General features: G+C 63.0%; 19 protein-coding genes and 1 pseudogene. 8 read left to right on the top strand and 12 right to left on the bottom strand.

Features of this window, described 5'->3' with window-relative positions; translation table 11 throughout:
• Positions 1 to 220 precede the first annotated feature (220 nt).
• Both AC1RWI_RS34270 and AC1RWI_RS34265 read left to right on the top strand, forming a co-directional pair.
• Complete coding sequence (locus tag AC1RWI_RS34270; RefSeq protein ID WP_492870539.1) at positions 221 to 709, top strand: lipocalin-like domain-containing protein; 489 nt, start codon at positions 221 to 223, stop codon at positions 707 to 709.
• Between the two features lie 89 nt (positions 710 to 798).
• Positions 799 to 2019, top strand: a complete 1221-nt coding sequence (locus AC1RWI_RS34265) for a cyanophycinase (protein ID WP_492870538.1) — start codon at positions 799 to 801, stop codon at positions 2017 to 2019.
• A gap of 321 nt (positions 2020 to 2340) precedes the next feature.
• Here the strand turns inward: AC1RWI_RS34265 and AC1RWI_RS34260 are convergent, their stop codons facing one another.
• The gene (locus tag AC1RWI_RS34260) at positions 2341 to 2922 is read right to left on the bottom strand and encodes a histidine phosphatase family protein (RefSeq protein ID WP_492870537.1); all 582 of its coding nucleotides are present in this window, start codon (positions 2920 to 2922) and stop codon (positions 2341 to 2343) included.
• Positions 2923 to 3191: 269 nt separating this feature from the next.
• Here AC1RWI_RS34260 and AC1RWI_RS34255 point away from each other — a divergent pair, with 269 nt between their 5' ends.
• Positions 3192 to 3707: a phosphohydrolase gene (locus AC1RWI_RS34255; RefSeq protein ID WP_492870536.1), complete on the top strand. Its 516-nt coding sequence runs from the start codon at positions 3192 to 3194 to the stop codon at positions 3705 to 3707.
• Positions 3708 to 3740: 33 nt separating this feature from the next.
• Here the strand turns inward: AC1RWI_RS34255 and AC1RWI_RS34250 are convergent, their stop codons facing one another.
• The 5 genes and pseudogenes from AC1RWI_RS34250 to AC1RWI_RS34230 all read right to left on the bottom strand — a co-directional run.
• Positions 3741 to 4490, bottom strand: a complete 750-nt coding sequence (locus AC1RWI_RS34250) for a substrate-binding periplasmic protein (protein WP_492870535.1) — start codon at positions 4488 to 4490, stop codon at positions 3741 to 3743.
• An 86-nt stretch (positions 4491 to 4576) separates the two neighbouring features.
• Entirely contained in the window at positions 4577 to 5068 is a 492-nt protein-coding gene (locus tag AC1RWI_RS34245; protein WP_492870534.1) for a lipocalin-like domain-containing protein, read from the bottom strand.
• A 113-nt stretch (positions 5069 to 5181) separates the two neighbouring features.
• Positions 5182 to 5682, bottom strand: a complete 501-nt coding sequence (locus tag AC1RWI_RS34240; RefSeq protein WP_492870533.1) for a site-specific integrase — start codon at positions 5680 to 5682, stop codon at positions 5182 to 5184.
• Between the two features lie 9 nt (positions 5683 to 5691).
• A complete protein-coding gene (locus AC1RWI_RS34235; protein WP_492870541.1) occupies positions 5692 to 6117 on the bottom strand; it encodes a phage integrase in 426 nt (141 codons plus the stop codon).
• Between the two features lie 266 nt (positions 6118 to 6383).
• A pseudogene (locus tag AC1RWI_RS34230) lies at positions 6384 to 6647 on the bottom strand (cyclic pyranopterin monophosphate synthase MoaC); the annotation flags it as partial.
• Positions 6648 to 6770: 123 nt separating this feature from the next.
• On the opposite strand from AC1RWI_RS34230, the gene AC1RWI_RS34225 reads away from it, so the two are divergent.
• Both AC1RWI_RS34225 and AC1RWI_RS34220 read left to right on the top strand, forming a co-directional pair.
• On the top strand, positions 6771 to 7400 hold the full coding sequence (locus tag AC1RWI_RS34225; protein WP_492870532.1) for a recombinase family protein: 630 nt from the start codon (positions 6771 to 6773) through the stop codon (positions 7398 to 7400).
• A gap of 174 nt (positions 7401 to 7574) precedes the next feature.
• Positions 7575 to 8354: a molybdate ABC transporter substrate-binding protein gene (locus tag AC1RWI_RS34220; RefSeq protein WP_492870531.1), complete on the top strand. Its 780-nt coding sequence runs from the start codon at positions 7575 to 7577 to the stop codon at positions 8352 to 8354.
• A 425-nt stretch (positions 8355 to 8779) separates the two neighbouring features.
• Here AC1RWI_RS34220 and moaC read toward each other — a convergent pair whose 3' ends face one another.
• Positions 8780 to 9259, bottom strand: a complete 480-nt coding sequence (gene moaC, locus AC1RWI_RS34215; RefSeq protein WP_492870530.1) for a cyclic pyranopterin monophosphate synthase MoaC — start codon at positions 9257 to 9259, stop codon at positions 8780 to 8782.
• Positions 9260 to 9449: 190 nt separating this feature from the next.
• Here moaC and AC1RWI_RS34210 point away from each other — a divergent pair, with 190 nt between their 5' ends.
• Positions 9450 to 11162 (top strand): M48 family metalloprotease, encoded by a 1713-nt coding sequence (locus AC1RWI_RS34210; RefSeq protein ID WP_052494742.1) that lies wholly within the window; start codon positions 9450 to 9452, stop codon positions 11160 to 11162.
• Between the two features lie 35 nt (positions 11163 to 11197).
• Here the strand turns inward: AC1RWI_RS34210 and AC1RWI_RS34205 are convergent, their stop codons facing one another.
• From AC1RWI_RS34205 to AC1RWI_RS34185, 5 genes are all read right to left on the bottom strand, one after another.
• Positions 11198 to 11809 (bottom strand): DUF2946 family protein, encoded by a 612-nt coding sequence (locus tag AC1RWI_RS34205; RefSeq protein ID WP_492870529.1) that lies wholly within the window; start codon positions 11807 to 11809, stop codon positions 11198 to 11200.
• A gap of 77 nt (positions 11810 to 11886) precedes the next feature.
• Positions 11887 to 12954 carry a YheT family hydrolase gene (locus AC1RWI_RS34200; RefSeq protein ID WP_173430671.1) on the bottom strand — a complete coding sequence of 356 codons (1068 nt, stop codon included), beginning with the start codon at positions 12952 to 12954 and terminating at the stop codon, positions 11887 to 11889.
• 79 nt (positions 12955 to 13033) lie between these two features.
• A complete protein-coding gene (locus AC1RWI_RS34195; protein WP_043343921.1) occupies positions 13034 to 13474 on the bottom strand; it encodes a YybH family protein in 441 nt (146 codons plus the stop codon).
• 57 nt (positions 13475 to 13531) lie between these two features.
• A complete protein-coding gene (gene waaF / locus AC1RWI_RS34190) occupies positions 13532 to 14554 on the bottom strand; it encodes a lipopolysaccharide heptosyltransferase II (protein WP_043343924.1) in 1023 nt (340 codons plus the stop codon).
• A gap of 121 nt (positions 14555 to 14675) precedes the next feature.
• Positions 14676 to 14870, bottom strand: a complete 195-nt coding sequence (locus tag AC1RWI_RS34185) for a zinc-finger domain-containing protein (RefSeq protein WP_006158072.1) — start codon at positions 14868 to 14870, stop codon at positions 14676 to 14678.
• Positions 14871 to 16178: 1308 nt separating this feature from the next.
• Here AC1RWI_RS34185 and AC1RWI_RS34180 point away from each other — a divergent pair.
• Positions 16179 to 19106, top strand: a complete 2928-nt coding sequence (locus tag AC1RWI_RS34180; RefSeq protein WP_492870540.1) for a DEAD/DEAH box helicase — start codon at positions 16179 to 16181, stop codon at positions 19104 to 19106.
• A 217-nt stretch (positions 19107 to 19323) separates the two neighbouring features.
• Positions 19324 to 20373 (top strand): Bug family tripartite tricarboxylate transporter substrate binding protein, encoded by a 1050-nt coding sequence (locus AC1RWI_RS34175; protein WP_492870528.1) that lies wholly within the window; start codon positions 19324 to 19326, stop codon positions 20371 to 20373.
• Positions 20374 to 20455: the final 82 nt, after the last annotated feature.

Genomic DNA, 20455 nt, shown 5'->3' with positions numbered 1-20455 from the left:
CTGAGATAATGTCGGCTCACCGGTCCAATTGCCGATGAGCCATTACCTGCCCTCCACACAAAAGAACTGACAGGCCCAGTGATCCTGACACTACGGGCGAGGGACTCAGCACAGTTCGGCACCGAACAGAAGATGTTTCTATTCTATGTAGAATCAGCATTGCGATGCGTAGTCCAGGTGGCATGGAGACATCAAATGAAATCGATCTTGAGTCCAAGACTTGGGTCATATCCGCCGCCGCGCGCTGTCCACCGGCTTGCTTGCTTCTGTGAATGGAAATTTGGCAGCCCAAACTGCCAATGATCTGGTCGGAACCTGGACCAACATCTCCAACATCAACATTCGCTCCGATGGAAGCCGCACCGACATATTTGGTCCACGCGGGACAGGTATCGCAATCTTTGAGAGCAACGGTCGCTTCGCCATCATCAACATCAACCCTGATACGCCGAAGTTTGTGTCCAAGAACCGCGCCCAAGGCACTGTCGAAGAGAACAAGGCCGCCGTGCTAGGTGGCATCGCCATTTTTGGCACCTACACGGTTAGCGATAAGGTTCTCTACCTCAAAGTCGAGGGCAGTACATACCCGAACTGGACGGGCACTGACCAGAAGCGCACGATCCTCTCCCATATGGCTGACGAGTTCAAGTGGGGTGTTCAGACTTCAATCGGCGGGATAGGCGAGGTCACGTGGAAGCGGGTGGAATGAGTTCCACCCTCACGATCCCTGCCGAGTTCCCAGGCCATCTTCCCCCAAGACCTTCTGACCACTGAGTAGCCAACAACAAGGGGCCATGCGTGAGATTCCTTGACGAACTGGAAATTCGTTGCAAGACCCTCTCTCTTGGTCTTGTGCTGGCATTCGCGACACTAACGCCCCCTGCTTTCGCTGGTAACAATGCCAACCCGAACTACAGCTATTTTGTTACCGGGACACAATACTTCGAGGCCCCAAATCCCACGCCACGAACACTTCCCACACCTCAGCCGAACCCGGTGCAGCCTGTGGTTCTCATGGGCGGCGGCCCCGATGTCGACGAAGCGTTTCGGTGGATGATTCAGCAAGCGGGCATTACAAAAGCCACAGGCGGCCGCTTCGTCGTGATCCGCACCAGCGGCACTGACGCCTATGACCCGTATTTTTTCTACAGCGACAAACACAACTCAACTGATATTCCCGCTGTCGATGGCTTTGTTGGTGGCGCGTACCTCGGGCTGACAGCGGCGGAAACGCTCATCATAACCAGCCCGGAAGGTGCCAATGACCCATTTGTGAATAAGGTGGTCAGCACCGCAAACGCCTTGTGGATTGCCGGTGGCGACCAGAGTACCTACATCAATCTCTGGAAAGGCACGGCGCTTAACAACACGATTGCCGCCCTCGTGAAGAACAACGTTCCGGTTGGAGGGACCAGTGCCGGGGTCAATGTCTTGGGGCAGTTCGTCTTCTCTGCCATGAAAGGGACTGTCACGTCAGCACAGGCATTGAGCGACCCCTACAATCAGTACATGACGTTTGACCCAACCCCGTTTTCGGGCGCCAGCTTCTTGAATATTCCCGTCTTGGGTGACACGCTTGTTGACCCTCACTTCGACTCGCGGGACCGCATGGGCCGACTGGTGACGTTCGTCTCGCGAACGATCAAAGGATCCAGCAATTCGGGGTGCGCAGGTGGGATTCTGACAGCGCCGTGGAGTGCCAGAGGGATTGGCATTGACGTTGAAACGGCGCTTGAAGTTCAAAAAAGTCTGGGGCATTACGTCGCACGGCGAGTGACCAACATCTCAACGACCACAACCAGCGCCGTCCATTTCCTGAGGCCACTGACTTCACCAGCTACCTGTGTGGCGGGCACGCCATTGACCATGTATGGCGTACAGGTCCAGAGACTCGCCGATTCGACAACAACTTTCGACATCACCAACTGGTGGAATGGCGGAAGCGGCAGCCCGAGTGTTTCCGAATATACCGTGGACGAGAATGCGGGTGTTCAAAGCCCGACCACTGTCCCGTATTGAGATTCAGATGTCCCGTAGCCATGTGCCATACTTCCGAACATGAACGGCTTGAAAGCCATGCGGGGTCCGGGCAATGAAATCCTGCGTCACTGGTGGGAACCGTAATCGGCTGCGGTTTTCTTGTGCCCCGGAAAGCAGAAGGATGTCGTGCAGGCATCCTTCTTTGCTTATGGTTCGGTCGGTGATGACCCCGATAGCCTTACCCGCGCAAAGGCTGGACAAGCGACAACCAGCTATGACACGGATGGACTATCAGTTGATGTACCGCCAAGTGCTGTACTAGGCCGTCTGACCCACACTCCGGCGCCGTTGCACGATGAGTTACTCGCTGTTCAATCGAATCTTTCCGATTATGTCGAAATCTGTCCCTTTCGGTTGAACCACGAAAAACTCACCCATCGGCACCGTGCCTTCAAGCACCAAGTTAGCGATGTTGAGATCATGGGTAATGATGATCAAGTTTGAGGGGCCATGGTATTTCAAAATTACCTGGACAACGCTTTGCCGATTTAACTCGGCCTGGTGCTCCGATACGGTACCGGGTGGTCTGAGATATTGAACCGGTGTCGCGCGACCGAACGCAAGGGTGCCGGTGTCGATGCAACGGCAATAGGGACTCGTCAAGACCTCCCCGACCTCAACCTCGTGGGCGCGGAAGGCTTCGCCGATACGCTTGGCCTGCTCTATGCCGCTAGGCGAAAGGTTTACTTCCTCCACACAGTTTCCGGGTGCGAGATGCCCTATTCCTTCTCGCACGTCGACATGAGTGTGACGCATCAGTACAACCTTGCCCCCCTGACTCAATGCCGCCCAGACCTGCTCGTCGCTGGCAAAGGCTTGTCCGCCTGACAGCATCAGCAAAAACACGAAGCAGAGGAGGAAGGGGCCTTTTCGGTTGTTCAAGTTTGTAAGCATGAGGTTGCGGACGGCTTGCGGCGGAACGGAGTTGAACTTTCACTATAGAAGATCGGCATGTCGCCTGATGGCCCTGCATCGTTCCGACTCCCAACCCATCAACCCGCTTCGGCGGGTTTCTTATTTGGGTTCGCAAATGTTGAACGGCTTAGAATGCATGAATGTGCCGCCACTCGCTCGGGCTGGACAGGCACGCTTCACGTGCCACGGATGCACTTTGAATGGCCTATGCTGGCAAAAAGGTTGTGGAGGACGGCATGGGCAAGACAGCTACGTTCACACGCATAGAGGACAGCACGAAGGAAGATTGGGACTTCATCTACCCGCAAGCGGCCAAGTTTGCTGATGCGCTTCCCGACCGGGTGCTCACTCACTTGCAATTATTGGCCGGGGAGTGCCGTGGCTATCCCCTAGACCGACTTCAGCACTCATTGCAGGCGGCAACGCTGGCACTCAAGGACCAGCGCGATGACGAGGACGTCGTGTGTGCACTGCTTCATGATATTTGCGATACGCTTGGTTCCTGCAACCACGCTGAGATGGCCGCCACGATTCTCAGACCGTTTGTGTCAGAAGAGAATCTTTGGATGGTCCGGCATCATGCCATCTTCCAAGGGTACAACTACTTCCATTTCCTCGGATGGGGCAGGAACATGCGGGATCGCTTCAGGGGCAGCCCATACTACGAGCGGACGAAGGAATTCGTCGATCAGTACGACAACCCCGGGACCGGGCGGATCAACCATCCACTCGTCCGGTTGGAGTATAGGTAGGCGTAAACCCGCGGTGCGACACGTTTCGAAACCCTATTTGATTCCCCACTGTGAGTAAATCGCCTTTAAGGTGCCGTCGATTTGTAATTTCCTCAATGATAAATTGAGTTTTGCCAGTAGGTCAGGATTACCCTTTCGAACGGCAAAGGCCAATTTTCCTACTTGAATCGGTTGGTATGAATCCACCAGCTTGAGGTCGGGGTGTGCATTATTTCGCAAGCGGTAAACCACTTGCAGACCATTATCAACAACACCAGTCACCCGCCCGGCTTCCAGTTCATTGATCGCTTCGGGCGGTGTGCTGACAAAAACCAGATTTGCGCCGGCATTCTTTAAACCATCTATATATGCGCTTCCTCGCGGTATTGCAATGGTCATTCCTTTGAAATCTGCCGTCGAACTATAAATTTTCATATTATCGGTTCGCACTACCAGTACGTCTCGATATGAACCATACACATCGGTGAAGTCTACAAGTTCCTGTCGTGCGGGAGTTACCCCGTATGAGGCTGCAATGATGTCGATCTTCTTGTTGAGTAATGCTGGCTGAAGTTCTGCGAAAGTCATTGTTTGGAATTCGACCTCTAAGCCAGCATCTTTCGCGATTGCACTGAGCAGTTCCACGGCAATGCCTTCTAGTTGCTTTGTTTCAGGGTTCAAGCCAGACGCGGGCTGCCCTGCCGTAGTGCTTCCAGCCTTCAACACTTGTTGCGCACAGGAATTATTTTGGGTCGTAAGTGTCAGAATTGCGAACACTGCTGCCGCTGCCATAAACGACTTCATGGGATGCCTCCAATTTATTAAACAAGCGGACCATATCACCGGTGAACGAAGTAGCGCGAGTAATATGACGGCAAAACGGCTGATACTTATTTGGCCCGTTTCCAAGTAACTTCGCCGGTTCCGCCGACCGACGCCTGAACGCTCCACTTGAACTCATCCCCGGTGTAAGAGACGATAGTTCGTTTTTGGTCGATCCCTATCCAGTTCGGGTATGTACTGCCCTCAATGTGGAAGAAAATGAATTTGTCGGCCACGCTGTATGTGCCAAAAAGGGCAATGCCTCCCCGCACGGCTGCCTTGTTTTCTTCGGCTGTGCCTTGGGCGCGATTGTTGGCGGCAAATTTCGGGACAGCAGGGTCAATGTTGACGTAGGCGAAGCGGCCACTGCTGTCAAAAATCGCCATGCCTTTCACGTGCGGGCCAAATATATCGGTGCGGCTGCCATCGGGGCGGATGCTGACATTCGAAACGCAGGTCCATGTTCCGACCAAGTCTTTTGCAGTTTGGGCAACCGCTGTACCAGTTGCGAAGCAGATAAGGCACTGGGCCAATATGGGGACCATGGCGATTCGCTTCATGGTCTTCTTCCTGTTCTGTCGTGACCCGCGACAACCGAAAGTGCCGCCTCGCCAGTTCAGCGGCAGTGGGATAGTGTCGGTGAGGTCTGACAGCGATTCTCGAAGTTGTTAGATCATTCGCAATGTCTACCGCCATGATGTTCCTGCATCTGTGCGGCGGCGTACTGAAAAAGTCTGACGATGACCTTACCGACATGATTCAGCCGATCTTCTTCGCCAGTTCGGCGGCAGAAAGGTGGTAGTACCGCTTCAGCATGGTGACGGTGCCCGGATACTGCCGCCTGTTCGATCAAGTTCGGAAGTTTCATCGCCAGCCGTGTGATCGCTGTGTGCCGTAGGTCGTGCCAGTGCCGGTCCACCAATCCGGCCCGTTTGCACGCCCGTTTGAACGCCTTATGGCGCGCTGGTGCATTGATCGGGAATACGCTTCCATCGATGCAACGCGGCAGGTCGCATAACAGGTCTACCGCCTTCCGGGATAGGGGCACCGTCCGTGCCGTTCCGTTCTTGGTCATCGACAAGAACGCGGTCTGGTCTTCAACGTTGATGTTCGACCAACGAAGGGCGAGTAACTCACCACGCCGCATTGCCGTTTCCAAATTCAGGATTGCCATTGGCCGCAGCTACGGATTCCGACGACCAGTAGGTGCCAGCGCAGCAAGCAGTCGGGATTCTTCATCCGCCGACAGTAACCTGTCTCGCCCCTGCGGTATCGATGGTTTGCGAACGGATGCGACCGGGTTTGTCATGTTGATGCCCCATTCGCGTCGTGCGAGGTTGATGATCGAAGAAAGGTAGGCCAGTTCGCGAAGCACAGTCCCTGGCTGTACTCCCTTCAGTCGTTCATCGCGATACGCTGCGATTGCCATTGGGGTCAGTGCAGCCATGCTCAGTTTGGCAAGTTTCGTGCGACACATGGCACGTAGCCTTATCGAGTCCTCCGTGCCACCGCGGATCGAAGGGCAAACGTCGGCTATGTAACGTTCGAGGACATCCCCAAGCGTGGTCGATTCGGCCTCGCTTCGGCTGACGTAACTACCCCGGTCCATTTCTGCCTTGATGGATCGTGACCATCGTTCGGCATCCTGCCGTGTCCCAAAAGTCTTAACTTCGGGCGGGAACCCAATCCGCGTGACCCGCGTTTGCCACTTCTTTCCCCGTTGCCTTATCGATGCCATTTTCTGTCTCCGCTTGGACAGAATCTGGGCAAAATCGATTTTTCGTTACTCCGTAGCAGCCGTTGCGGTCAAGCCAGGAATGCCGTCAGTGACAGCGGGCGATAAGTGGAAGCGTCCGGCTAAGGCTTATAAAACAATCACTTAGCCTCATCCGCCATCCAGTCCCCTGACTTGCCGCCGTGCTTTTCCAGCAGCTTCACATCGCCCATCACCATGCCGCGGTCCACCGCCTTGCACATGTCATAGATGGTGAGCAGCCCGACCTGCACGGCAGTCAGCGCCTCCATCTCCACACCGGTCTGTCCATGTGTCGCCGCGCGGACGGTGAAAGGGATAGAGCAAGAGCGACCACTAACATCTATCGGAAGTTCAAACCTTCGATCTTGACCAATCCGGTTGATTAAGTGGAACGGCGTTGGAGCAGGAGTGGAGCAGAAATGGAGCACCATTCATCGCACCAAACGCCAGCCATAAGTTTACGAGATGGCGTTGTCGTTTGCGATAGCTGTCTGTCGGCCAGATAGTTGCCACATTCGATCACTGGTGTTCCACCATTGCCCAGACCGGTCCCCAATGATCACGGCGGTGTCTGCAATGCAGCGTTCGCCAAGGAACGCGGGCTGCATATCGCGGCCTTCTACGTGGAAAACGAATCAGGTGCGTCGCTAAAGCGGCACGAACTGTTCCGGCTGCTGTCGGACTGCCATCAGGGTGACATCCTGCTGATCGAACAGGTGGACCGACTGTCGCGCCTGAACGCCGAGGATTGGCAGAAGTTGAAAACCGAACTGCAAGCACGCCGGGTTCGTGTGGTTGCCCTTGACCTGCCGACCTCGTGGATGATGGCTGCTACCACTGAAGAGATGACCAGCCGCATGCTGGACGCTATGAACGGCATGCTGTTGGACATGCTGGCGGCGATTGCCCGGAAAGACTACGTAGATCGTCGGCGGCGTCAGGCACAGGGCATCGCCAAGCTGAAGGCCGAAGGTGGCTACAAAGGTCGGAAGCCTGATGTTCAGCGGAACGGCGCCATCATGCAGATGTTGTCGCGTGGTGATAGCTGGAACACGATCATCGCCGCCACCGGGTGTTCTCGGTCCACGTTGTCGCGATTGGGGCAGCAGGTGAAGCAGGAAATCGTCTCGAACTGAGCTTCACATCTCACAACTATCTCGCTTGTGAATTTGATGCCCATACGCTTGAATACATGATTGATTGATCATCTCAGCACGTGTTCGTAGCAGATTTGCCGACACGAGGTGCACGTGGTGCGATGGCGGTGTCGCAAAGCATGTGGCCACAATCAATTCTCGCGAGGTGTCATCGTGAATTTTCTGAATAGGGCGATAGCGGCAGGAGTTGTGGCATCTGTCTTCTCGATGCAAGCGAATCCTGTCGTTGCCGCAGATGTCAAGGTCTTGTGTGCCGATGTTTTTAAGGGCGCCTTGGACGGCCCCATCAGCAATTTTGAGCGCGAAACCGGTCACAAAGTTACTTTCATCTACGGCAAGGCGGCTGCGATCAAAAAGCGAGTTCAGGCGGGCGAGGTAGCGGACGTTGCGGTTATGCCAAAGCCGATGATGGACGATGTTCTTCAGCAGGGCAGACTCATGCCGGACAGCGTAATTGATGTGGCGCAGTCCGCTGTCGGCGTGGCAGTGCGAGTTGGTGCACCGAAACCCGACATCGGCTCTATTGACGCGTTCAAACACGCGCTATCGGCCGCCAAATCGATCAGTTATGCCGACCCAAAGAACGGTGGTGCCACCGGGATTTTTTTTACGCGGGTACTTGATCGCCTTGGAATGACCGAAGAGATGAAGTCGAAAACCAAGTTTCCGCAGGGTAGTCAGTTTGCTGTCGAAGTGGTCGCAAGAGGCGAGGCCGAAGTTGCCATCGCGCAGCCGTTGGAGATCCTTGCGCAGCGCGGTATTGAACTGGTCGGTCTGCTTCCGGCCGAGCTACAGGACCCACCGAACTTCGACTTCTCCGCTGGCATTCTCGTCACGACAAGCCGACCAGAGGCCGCCAGAGCGTTTGTCAGGCTTCTCTCTGGGCCAGAGGTGAGGCAACTGCTCAGGGCTAAAGGCATGAATTTTGACTGAAACATGGGTGCGGGTACCAGATAGCTGGACACGACCATCGCCGCCACCGCGTGTTCTCGGTCCACGTTGTCGCGCTTGGGTCAACAAGTGAAACAGGAAGCTGACGCGGGGTCCTGAGACGTTCGCTATCTATCTACTGCAAGCACATGACCTTACACCCTGCACTTGATCCGCAACTGACAGGCAACGTCGGCCTGTATTACTGCTGCTACCGCCTTTCGCTCATGGGATGGAAACCTTTGCGACGAACACGTACCTGCCATCCGTCATTTCTACGGGATATGGAAGCCATATCCTGTCCTCAGTGGAGCAGGATTGGAGCAAGATCGAATTTTTGTGCGCTTCCGTCATCATCGCGCTGCGTCGGCAGGGCCGCAGGTGCTGGACAATGTGGTCAATGGTGATTGTCTGAAAGGCCTTATGGATCAAGGGTTAGCCACCCACTCCCCCGACTTCCCCCCACGCTTCTCCATCAACCGCACATCCCCAATCACCATCCCCCGATCCACGGCCTTGCACATGTCGTAGATGGTCAGCAGCGCCACCTGCACGCCGGTCAGCGCTTCCATTTCCACGCCGGTCTGGCCGTGGGTCTCGGTGCGCACGGTGCAGCGGATGGTGGCGCTGGCCTCGTCCATTGCGTAGTCCACGGCCACCTTGGTGAGCGAGATCGGGTGGCATAGCGGGATCAGGTCGGAGGTGCGCTTGGTGGCCATGATGGCAGCCACGCGCGCGATGCCTAGCACGTCGCCCTTCTTGGCCGTGCCGTCGCGCACCAGTGCAAAGGTGGCGGGCAGCATGGTGATGGTGCCGGTGGCGACGGCCACGCGGTGGCTGTGTGCCTTGGCGCCGACGTCGACCATATGGGCTTGTCCGGCGGAATCGAAATGGGTGAGCTGGCTCATGGCGTGGACCTGGCGGATGCGGGGCAATGAATGCGTGACGGATGCGCTTGCCGCGCATGCCGGGGCAGGGCGTGGCAAGACCGGGCGGCGCCCGATGGGAATGGCTTCCGGAGGCCGCTATCATAGCAACATGCGCAAGAACCAAACGCTCGCCGGAGCGCTCTCCTCGCCTGCCCGCCAGGCGCGCCTCATGTCTTCCAGGACTTCCTTGGGCCTCGCCCGCCGCTCGCTGGCGGCGCTGGTGGCGCTGACGATGGCGTTGCCCGCCTGGCCCCAGCAGCGGCTGCTGCTCAACGATTCCACGCGTACCGCGGCTGCCGCGGCCGCACCGGGGAGCGACAGCCGCGACGGCAGCGACCAGGTCTATGACAACCTGAACCGCAGCGTGAAGGCGGGGCAGAAATCCGATTTTGGCCTGCGCAGCAACAACACCGTGGTGGAGACCTCCGGCGTGCAGCTGCCCGACCTGGGCGATCCGTCCACCGCATCGCTCACGCCCGACATGGAGCGGCGCCTGGGCGAGCGCATCATGCGCGACATCCGGCGCGACCCGGACTACGTGTCCGATCCGCTGCTGGCCGATTACCTGAACGCGCTCGGCTATCGCCTGGTGCAGGCGGCGCGTCGGCAGAACATCTCTGGCTCCACCGGCGCCGGCACCTTTGCCACGGGGTTCGAGCTGTTCGCGGTGCGCGATCGCAGCATCAACGCCTTTGCGCTGCCCGGCGGGTATATCGGCGTGCACACCGGCCTGCTGGTGCAGTCCGATACCGAGTCCGAGCTGGCCTCGGTGCTGGGCCACGAAATCGGCCACGTGATGCAGCGGCATATCGCGCGCGGCATCACCACGCAGGACCAGTCGATGTGGATCGCGCTGGCCTCGATGGTGCTGGCAGGCCTTGCCGCCACCAAGAGCGGCGACGCGGCCGCGGCGCTGGCCATGGGCGGGCAGGCGGCGGCGGTGTCCAACCAGCTGTCCTTCTCGCGCGGCGCGGAGCGCGAGGCCGACCGGGTCGGCTTCCAGATCATGACCGCTGCCGGGTTTGACCCGCAGGGCATGCCTGACTTCTTCAAGCGGCTGCAACGCGTGATGGGGATTTCGGAAAGCTCGGTGCCGTCGTACGTGCGCACCCACCCGCTCACCTCGGAGCGCATCGCCGACATGCAGGACCGCGTGAGCCATGTGGCGGTGCGCCACGTGGCGAGCACGCCCGAGTACGAGTTCGCGCGGATGCGCGCCCGCATCCTGCAGGAAACCTCGCCTAGCGATCTGCAGAACGCGCGCGCGGCGCTGCAGACGCAACTGGCGTCAGCCTCGCCGGCGCGCCTGCCCGCGCTCCACTACGGCATCGCGTTCGCCGAGCAGCGGTTGGGCCGCAACGCCGCGGCCCAGCAGTCGCTGGCCGAAGCCCGCCGCTTGTACGGCACGATCCCCGGCGCTACCTCGGGCAGCCCGATGCTGGATGTGATGGCGATCGAGCTGGCGCGCGCCCAGGGCCGGCAGCAGGACGCGCTGAACCAGGCGGCGGCGTCGATGAAAGCGTTCCCGTTGTCGCACGCGTTGGCGCTGAGCTATGCGGCGACCTTGCTCGACGCCGGCCGCACGGACCAGGCGGTGACCTTCCTGCGCGAGCGCACGCGCGAGGAAATCGCCCGCTCCGAGTGGTGGGACATGCTGGCGCGGGCCTACGCCGCGCAGGGCCGGCGCGTGCAGCAGCACCAGGCGCTGGCGGAGAAATACGCGGTGGATGGCGCCTACCAGGCCGCCATCGAGCAGTTGCAGATCGCACGCAAGGCAGGCGACGGCGATTTCTACACGCTGTCGGAAGTCGATGCGCGGCTGCACCAGCTGGAGCGCCAGTACCGCGAGGAGAAGCAGGACAACAAGGGCATGCCTAACTGACGCTCATGTTCAGGCCGCCTGCCCAGGCCGCCTGCTCAGGCCGCCTGTTCACCCGCAGGCGGTTGCGGCTGGCGCACAAAGCCGTAGCGCGCCGGCACTTCATCCTCGGCGATCGGCTCGATCTGCACGTCGGCGCCGTTGAAATGAAATACGCCGAGATTGGCCCCGCAGGCCTCGCCGTGCCAGGTGCAGGCGCTGCTAAAGCCATCCAGGTCATGGTCGTGCAGCAGCGCGGCTTGCGGGCCGCCAGCGCTTTCACCCCCTTCACCCCCCTCACCCTCCACCGTGCCGACCAGCACCACATTGCCGTGCTCGTCCGCATGGCATGCATGCAGCGTGAAGGCGCGCTGAGAGGTGGTGTGCAGCTTGCCATGGTGCAGCCGCACGATCCACGGCGCATAGGCCAGCGACACGAACACGCGCTGCGGGCCGTTCTGGAAATACCAGCCGCCGCGTTCGTCGCGCTGGTAGTTGCGCTCGATAAAGGCGATCAGCGCATCGTGGCGGATCGGGTCGCCGGACAGGCCGTGCTGCTGGGCGTACTCGTTGCGCATGCGCCATTGCCCGCGCCGGTCCAGCGCCAGCCAGCCGTAGCAGTTGGGTACGTTGGGCCAGCGGGCCATGGCTTGCTTGACTGTCTCGTCCATCTTCGGTGCCTCCTTGCGGGACCGCCCGTGCCGGGGCATTCCGCTCGCATTCGTTCTGGTGACGCTGAGCCAATGCGCTAAGCCACGGCGTCGAAAAACCGCAGGATGCGCGCCGGCAGCCACTCGATATGCCCCGCAAAGGGCAGCACCGGCAGCGCGCGCAGCCTATCTTCGCGCGGTGTCATGAAACCGACGTGACCACCGTGCTCGGGCTGTTCCAGCCAGACCTGCGGGCTGACCTCGGCGGGGCCAGGCAGGTAGCGCGCTGGCAGGAAGGGATCGTTGCGCGCGTTGAGCACCAGCGTGGGCACTTTGATTTCGCCGAGCACCGGCTTGCTGGAGGCGCGCGCCCAGTAGTCATCGGTATCGCGAAAGCCGTGCAGCGGCGCCGTCACGATATTGTCGAAGGCGTACAGGTCGCGGCTGGCGAGCATGGCCTCGCGGTCGAACAGCCGGGGATACTGGCTCAGCTTGGCCAGCGACTTGCGCTTCAGGGTTTGCAGGAACATGCGCGTGTACAGCATGTTGAAGCCTTGCGACAGCGCTGCGCCGCCGCCGGCCAGGTCCAGCGGCGCCGAGACCGATGCCGCCGCGCTGATATGGCCTGCGGCGCTGCCTTGTTCGCCCAGCAAGCGCAGCAGGGCATTGCCGCCGAGCGAAATGCCCACCACCAGCAGCTTGCGCCCGTGGCCGCAGTACTGCCGGTGCAGCCGCTCCAGGATCCAGTGAAGTTCCTCGGAGTCTCCCGAGTGATAGAAGCGCGGCGCCAGGTTCAGCTCGCCCGAGCAGCCACGAAAGTGCGGGATCACGCCCTGCCAGCCGCGCGCCGCCAGCGCATGCATCATGGCCTGTGCGTAATGGCTGCCGGAGTCGCCTTCCAGGCCATGGAACATCACCAGCAGCGGGGTATCGGGCGTGACCGGGTGCGTGGTCCAGTCCAGGTCGACGAAGTCATCGTCCGGGGCGGTCCAGCGCTCGCGCTTGAAGGCCACGCGCGGCGGGCGCTGCGTGAAGCGTGCCGCAATGATGGTCTGGGCGTGGCCGCCGGCGAGCCACCAGGGCATGCGGCGGCCGCCGCCGAACGGGTCGGTGGCGCGGAGGTCGTCCGGCGCGGGCCGGTGGTGCGAAGGTGGAAGCTGGCTCATGCCTGCAAGGCGATAGGCGATAGGCGGTCAAGCGACGCGGCGTAACAGGCTGGCCGGCCCGTCACGCGCGCGCCCAGTCCTAGTGGAGAGCCTGGCCTGGCGCCGTGCTCACGGTCGCGACCTGGGCGGCGTTGGCCGGGCTGCAATGGATGTGCGCCAGGCGCCAGCCCTCGTGGTTCTGCATCAGCACATAGGTGGTGTGCACATAGAGGTCGGCTTCGACGCGGTCGCCGCCAAAGCGCAGGGCTTCGGTCACGTCGAAGATGGCGACGCCCATCGAGGTATGGCTGCTGGTCTCGATCACGTCGATCAGCACCGGCTGCACGTCCAGCAACTGTGCAAAGGCCTGGCGCAGGTGCTCGTGGCCGATCAGGCGCTGGCCGTCCGGCATCACGCAGGTAACCGAGTCCTCATCCAGCCACAGGCGCAGCGCGCCCTCGGCATCGCGTAGCTTCATGGCCTCGCGAAAGGCTTCTACGATGTCTTCGGCGGAATCGAACAGGCGGGCAAAACGAGGCATGGTGGACTGGGCTCAGGGATTCGTTGGCCGGATAAACACGAACGGCGGGTCAGCGCTTCAGGCCCGGTGCAGGAGCTTGCGCAGCTCCACAAACACCATTTCGGGCTCGATGTCCTTCAGGCAGCGCAGGTGGCCAAGCGGGCACTCGCGCTTGAAGCACGGACTGCATTCGAGCTGCAGCCACATGATACTCGCAGCCTGCGACAGCGGGGGTGTATGGCGTGGGTCACTGGAGCCGAACACCGCCACCTGCGGCCGGTTCAGCGCCGCGGTGACGTGCATCAGGCCGGAGTCGTTGCACACGGCGGCTTCCGACATCGCCAGCAGGTCGACGGCATCGTCCAGCGAGGTCTGGCCGCACAGGTTGCGCACGAAGGGTGCGGCCTTGACGATCTCGTCGGCGATCTCGGCGTCCTTGGGCGAGCCCAGCGTGACCATTTGCGCATACGGGAACGAGCGCTTGAGCATCTGCGCCAGCTCGGCGAAATGCGCGGCCGGCCAGCGCTTGGCCGGGCCGAACTCCGCGCCAGGGCAGAACGCGATCAGGCGCGTCTGCGGCGCAATGCCGAAGCGCTCCGCGGTCTTGGCCATGCGCACCGGATCGGTTCGCAGGCGCGGCTCGGGCAGGTTCTCCGGCAAGCGGGCGCCGGGCTTGAGCGCCAGCCGCGCGTAGTGCTCCACCATGGGCGGGCGCTGGTCGCGGAGCGGATTGCCGTGGCGGATATTGAGCAGGCCGAAGCGGGCTTCGCCGCGATAGCCGACGCGCAGCGGGATAGCGGCCAGCCAGGGGATCAGTGCGGACTTGAGCGAATTCGGCAGCACATAGGCTGCGTCGTAGCCTTCGTTCTTGAGCTGCTGGGCGAACATCAGGCGGGCCGAGAGCTGCAGCTTGCCGTGCGCCAGCTCGCTGGGGAAGACCTGGTGGATCTCGGGCATGCGGGCCAGCACCGGCGCCACCCATTTAGGGGCGAGGGCGTCGATCTGCAGGCGCGGATGGCGCGCTTTCATGAGGGTGAAGAGCGGCTGCGCCATCAGGGCGTCGCCGATCCAGTTGGGGGCGATGACGAGGGCTTTTTTCATGAGTGGGGCGCTGCCGGAAGGGTGGGCGTGGCGCAAGCTGCGCGCGCCACGCACGCCGACGCTCCAGCGCGCCGCAAGGCGGGCCGGAGCATCGGGGTGGTGCGGTCAAGCGTGGGCCGTGTCAGTGGTGACCCTTGATCACGGTGCCGGGCTTGAGCTTGTAGACGGTACCGCAGTACGGGCACTTCACCTCGCCGGTGTCGGTCACGTCAAGGAAGACGCGCGGATGGTAGTTCCAGGTCGGCGTGTTGCCGGTGGGGCAGTGCAGCGGAAGGTCTTCCGCGCCGATTTCGATCAGGGAGGCGGTTTGCGTCATGGTGTCGCGGGGATGGTTTTAGTCTTTAGTCTTTTGTATGGACTGAAGTATGACTGGTTAAGCGGTTCGTGATTGCCTGGCGGGCCTTCGCGTCTCGGGATGGTTCCAGGCCGCGGTCAGCCAGTGCCTGCATGGTTCATTGGCGCCGCCGACCGCGCGGAAGGCTTCGTCCGAGCGTACACCGCGTCGCGCGCGATGCGCTTCTCGCGTACCTCGATGACTCGAGAGCGTCGCCAGCCCTGCAAAAGAGACATTGTAAACCCCGGGACCCCCTGTGCCAACGCGGGCGCGGGCGCGCCGGGGTCTAAAATCGTCACATTGTGTATGCCGCCACTGCCACCCGTGACCCTGCCGCCGCCTTCCGGACCCTCCGCCTCCCATCGTGAATCGCCCGGCCGCATGCACGCCAGGCGGCTGCGCGAGGCGCTGTTCTCAGGCGCCTCGGAGGCGGCGATCGGCGAAATGCTGGCGCCTTGGGGGCAGGCAGCCGAGCGCGCCGAGATGCTGGTGGACGCGGCATTGGCCAGCGGCGACGCCGCGTTGCTGGACCGGGTGGTGCCACCCTGGCGCTGGCGCATCTTGCTGGCGATCCTGGACTGTCTCTATTTCGACTGGGATCCCCGCATGCAGCCTTACCTGGATTACGGACTGGCCCGCCACGCCGACGATCCGCAGGCGCTGCCGGTCCCCGTTCGCATCGCGCTGGCCGAGGGCCGGCTGTACGCCGGCGAGCGCCCGGCGGCCCTTGCCTTGCTCAGCACGACGGGCGACGCGGGCGGCGATGGCGACGCCCTGCGTGCGTTTGCCCACTTGCAGGAAGGCGACTGGCCAGCCGCCCAGGCGGGCTTCGAGGCTGCGCTCAAGCGGCTGCGGGCCGAGAGCCGCCAGCGTACCGGCTTGTTGCCGCCCTCGCTGGCGCCTTGCTATCCGCTGTCCTTGCTGGCCCAGCGTACGCCGGCCCACCTCGAACAAGCCCGCAAATTCTGCCAGGCGCAAGCGGGCACGCGCAGCCCGGCGCCGAGCGAGCGCTGGGGACTGTGGTGCCACGTGCTGGCCGTGCACAAGGGCGATGCGCGGCTGGACGAGTCCGCGTTCGAATTGCGCTCCGAGGTGCCGCCGCTCGCGCAGTTCTGGCGCGTTCTGTTGCGCGCCTGGCTTGGCGACGTGAAGCAAGCCAGCGGACGGCGCCAGCCGGCGGCCGCCCGCGCCGAGGCCCTCGCGGCCCTGCGTGCGCGCCTGCAAGGCTGCGGCCTGCACTGGTTCGCGCAGCAACTGGACGCCGCGCTGGCACTGGAAGCGGGCGAGCCGGTGCCGCAAACCTTCTTTGCCGGCCAGCGCCAGGAAAGCTGGCGGCTCGCGCTCGAAGCGTTGCAGGCCCTGGCGGGCGAGACGCGCGCGCCCGACGGCGCCAGCGCCAGCCGCCTGTTGTGGGCGTTGACCATCGACGCCGACGGCGCGGTCGGCACCATCGAGCCGCTGGAGCAACAGCGCGGCCCGCGCGGCTGGAACAAGCCGCGTCCCGTGCCGCTGGCCCGCCTCGCCGAAGACGACCGGCTGGAGCCGTGGGACGCCCGCGTCGCCCGCGCGGTCCGCCGCGACCAGTCCTATCACCGCCGCTACGTGCTCGATCGCGCCGCCGCCATGCTGGCGCTGGTCGGGCATCCGGGCGTGGTGTTGGCGCAGGCGCCCGAGCAGACGCTGGAAGTGGTGGAGGGCGCCCCGACGCTGGAAGTGGTGCGCCAGGGTGGGCGCTACACCTTGCGGGTCTCGCCCCCGCTGCGCGAGGCCCCGGCGATGGACAGCTTCCTGCCCGCCGGCAGCCGCGCGGACGCCGAGGCCTTGCGCCAGATCACCGTGCTGCGCGAAGGCTCGCAGCGCCTGCGCGTGATCCGCCTCACGCCCGCGCAGCAGGGCGCGGCGCAACTGATCGCCGATGGGCTGGCGGTGCCGGCCGAGGCCCATGCGCAGCTTGACGCCACGCTGCGCGCGTTGTCCGGTCATTTTCAGGTGCACTCCGACCACGACGGCAGCGCCCGCGAGCTCGAGACCGAGAGCCGGCTGCGCGCCGAGTTGTCCCCGCTGGGCGAAGGTCTTTCGCTGCGCCTGGTGGTGACGCCGCTGGGTCCACTTGGGCCGCGGCTGGCCCCGGGCAGCGGGCGCGAGCGGCTGATGGCGGCGGTCAAAGGGGAGAGCCTGGCCACGGTGCGCGACCTCAAGTCCGAGTTGGCGAACGTGGCCGAAGTGTTCGGCGCGCTGCCCTTCCTGGTGCCGCGCTCGCCGGATAGCGGCGAATACGACTGGACCCTGGCCGACCCGGAGGAGGCGTTGTCGGTGGTCGAGCAGTTGCCAGGGCTGCCCGCCGTGCTGGCGGTGGAATGGCCCCGGGGCAAGGAAATCCGCGTGGTGGGCGCCGACATCCCGCAACTGGCGGTGCATATCGAAACCGAGAGCGAATGGTTCAAGCTGGTCGGCGAACTGAGCGTGGCCGAGGGGCTGGTGCTGCAGCTCGGCCAGCTGCTGGCCTGGGCCGGCAGCCATGCCGGGCGCTTCATGCCGATGGGGCAGGGCGTGTATGTGGCGCTCACGCGCAGCCTGCGCGCCAGGCTGCGCGACCTGGCCAGCGTGGCGCACAACGTGCCCGACGGCATCAAGGTGCCGCTGATGGCGGCACCCTGGCTGGACGACGTGCTGGCCGGCGCCGGCATCGACCCCGACCAGCATTTTCGCCAGCGCGTGGCGCGGCTGCGCCGGGCGCGCAACAGCGACGCCGTGCTGCCGGCCAACCTGGCCGCGGAACTGCGGCCCTACCAGGAAGACGGCTACCGCTGGGCCATGTCGCTCGCCGAGGCCGGCTTCGGCGCCTGCCTGGCCGACGACATGGGGCTGGGCAAGACGCTGCAGGCGCTCGCCGTGATGCTGGCGCGCGCCGGCGGCGGCGCCGCGCTGGTGATCGCGCCGACCTCCGTGTGCGGCAACTGGGCCGAAGAGGCAAGGCGCTTCGCACCGACGCTGCGCGTGCACATCTATGCCGAGGGCGAGCGCGCGGCCTTGCTGGAACAGGCCGGCCCGCATGACGTGGTGATCGTCTCGTACACGCTGCTGCTGCAGGCGCGCGACGCCTTCTGCCAGCGCGAGTGGCACACGGTGGTGGCCGATGAAGCGCAGGCGTTCAAGAACGCCGCCACCAAACGCTCGCAGGCGGTGTTCGAGCTGCGGGCCGATTTCCGCATGGCGCTGTCGGGCACGCCGGTGGAAAACCGGCTGGCCGAGCTGTGGTCGATCATGCGCTTTTGCAACCCCGGCCTGCTCGGCTCGCTGGTCCGCTTCAACGAGCACTTCGCCGTGCCGATCGAGCGCAATGGCGTGCGCGAGGCGGCCCAGCGTCTGCGCCGCATGATCGCGCCGTTCGTGCTGCGCCGGACCAAGGCCCAGGTGCTGGACGAACTGCCGCCGCGCACCGAGCTGGTGTTGCGCATCGAGCAGGACCCGATCGAGGCGGCCCACTATGAAGCGCTGCGCCGCCAGGCGCTCGCCGAAGCCGAGGCCGTGGTCAAAGGCCCGAAGGCCCGCAAGACCGCCGCCGGCCAGCCCGCCGCCGAGGCGCGCATCCATGTGCTGGCGCAACTCATGCGGATGCGGCGCGCCGCCTGCGACGCGCGCCTGGTCACGCCCGAACTGCAACTGGAGCTCGGGCAGGCGGGCGCCAAGGTGCGCGCCTTCGTGCAACTGGCGGGCGAGCTGGCCGCTAACGGGCACAAGACGCTGGTCTTCAGCCAGTTCGTCGATTTCCTGCAACTGCTGCGCCAGGGGCTGGACGAGGCCGGCCTGGCCTGGCAGTACCTCGACGGCGCCACGCCGGCGGCCGAGCGCACGCGGCGCGTGGCGGCGTTCCAGGCCGGCGCGGGCGATGTCTTCCTGATCAGCCTGAAGGCCGGCGGCTTCGGCCTTAACCTGACGGCCGCCGACTATGTGATCATCGCCGACCCCTGGTGGAACCCGGCGGCAGAGGACCAGGCCATGGGCCGCGCCCACCGCATCGGGCAGCAGCGCCCGGTGACCGTCTACCGGTTGATCAGCGCGGGCACCATCGAGGAGCGCATCCTCACGCTGCACCACGGCAAGCGCGCGCTGGCCGATGGCATCCTGGAGGCGGGCGAGGACGGCGAGGCCGGCTTTATCGGTACGGCGGTGGCGCTGCCGGACATCGACGAATTGGTGGGGCTGTTGCGCAGCTAGGGGCGCAAGTGGCGCTTTCACCTTTCAGCTTTCAGCTTTCACCTGTGTGGGCGGCCGCGGGACTCCGGTCCATGTCTGCTTATACCAACATGGCATACCTTCAAGCGAACTCCGTCGTTGGTAATGCGGCGGATCGTTGGTATCTTGCTGTTTTGCCCGGGGCGACAGACCCCGGCCGGCAGCCCCGACCCGCATTCTTTTTTTCGACGGTACCCCCATGTTCCGCACTGCTACCCGCCGCATCTCGTCCGCTTTCCATTCGTCCCATTCGTCCCATTCGTCCCGTGCTTCCCGCCTGGCCGCCGGCCTTGGCTTGCTGGGCGCGCTGAGCACGCTGGCCGCACCGGCCCGCGCGCAGGACCCGGCCTGGCCGACCCAGCCGATCACCATCCTGATGGGCTTTACCGCCGGCTCCGGCGTGGACATGGTGGGCCGCACGCTGCAGGAATCGCTGCAGAAGTCGCTCAAGGCCACCATCATCTATGACTACCGCCCCGGCGCCGGTGGCAATGTGGCCTCCGAAGTGGTGGCCCATGCCAAGCCCGACGGCTACACGCTGCTGCTCGGCACCGCCGCCACCCACGGCATCAACCCGGCCCTGTACAAGAGCCTGCCGTTCGACGCCGAAGCCGATTTCACGCCCGTCGCGCCGCTGGTGGAAGTCTCCAACGTGCTGACCGTGAACCCTGCCGTGATCGACGTGAAGTCGGTCAAGGAGTTCATCGAGAAGGTCAAGACCAACCCCGGCAAGTACAACTATGCGTCGACCGGCAACGGCACCGGCACGCACCTGGCCTTCGCCGAATTCAACGCGCGCGCCGGCCTGGATATGGTCCATGTGCCGTACAAGGGCGGCCCTGATGCGCTGCAAGCCGTGCTCAAGGGCGAGGTCTGCTGCATTTTCAATCAGGTGCAGAGCGTGTTGCCGCAGTATCGCGCCGGCAAGGTGCGGCTGCTTGGCGTGACCACCAAGAGCCATGTGGCGGTGATTCCCGAGGTGCCGACGATAGCCGAGAGCGGGTTGCCGGGCTTCAACAGCACTATCTGGTTTGGCTTCTTCGGTCCCAAGGGGCTGGATCCCAAGATCAGCAAGAAGATCAACGATGCGGTCAAGGTCGCGCTCGAAACGCCGGCGATCCGGCAGAAACTGATCGAGGCAGGGAATTCGCCGCGGATCGAGACGGTTGAGCAGTTCCGGACGACTGTGAAGGCGGATCGGCAGAAGTGGGCGGGGGTGGTCAGGAGCGTTGGGGCGTCTATTGATTGATATGGTTGTTGGCGGATGGGTGTAAGGCTAGTCCCCCCTCCCCCCAACAAGTTAAGCAACCACTTACCACCTCCTCCCACTC

This window comes from Cupriavidus sp. MPR-AND1C (assembly GCF_058809705.1).
This window is presented reverse-complemented; position numbering and strand designations above follow the sequence as displayed.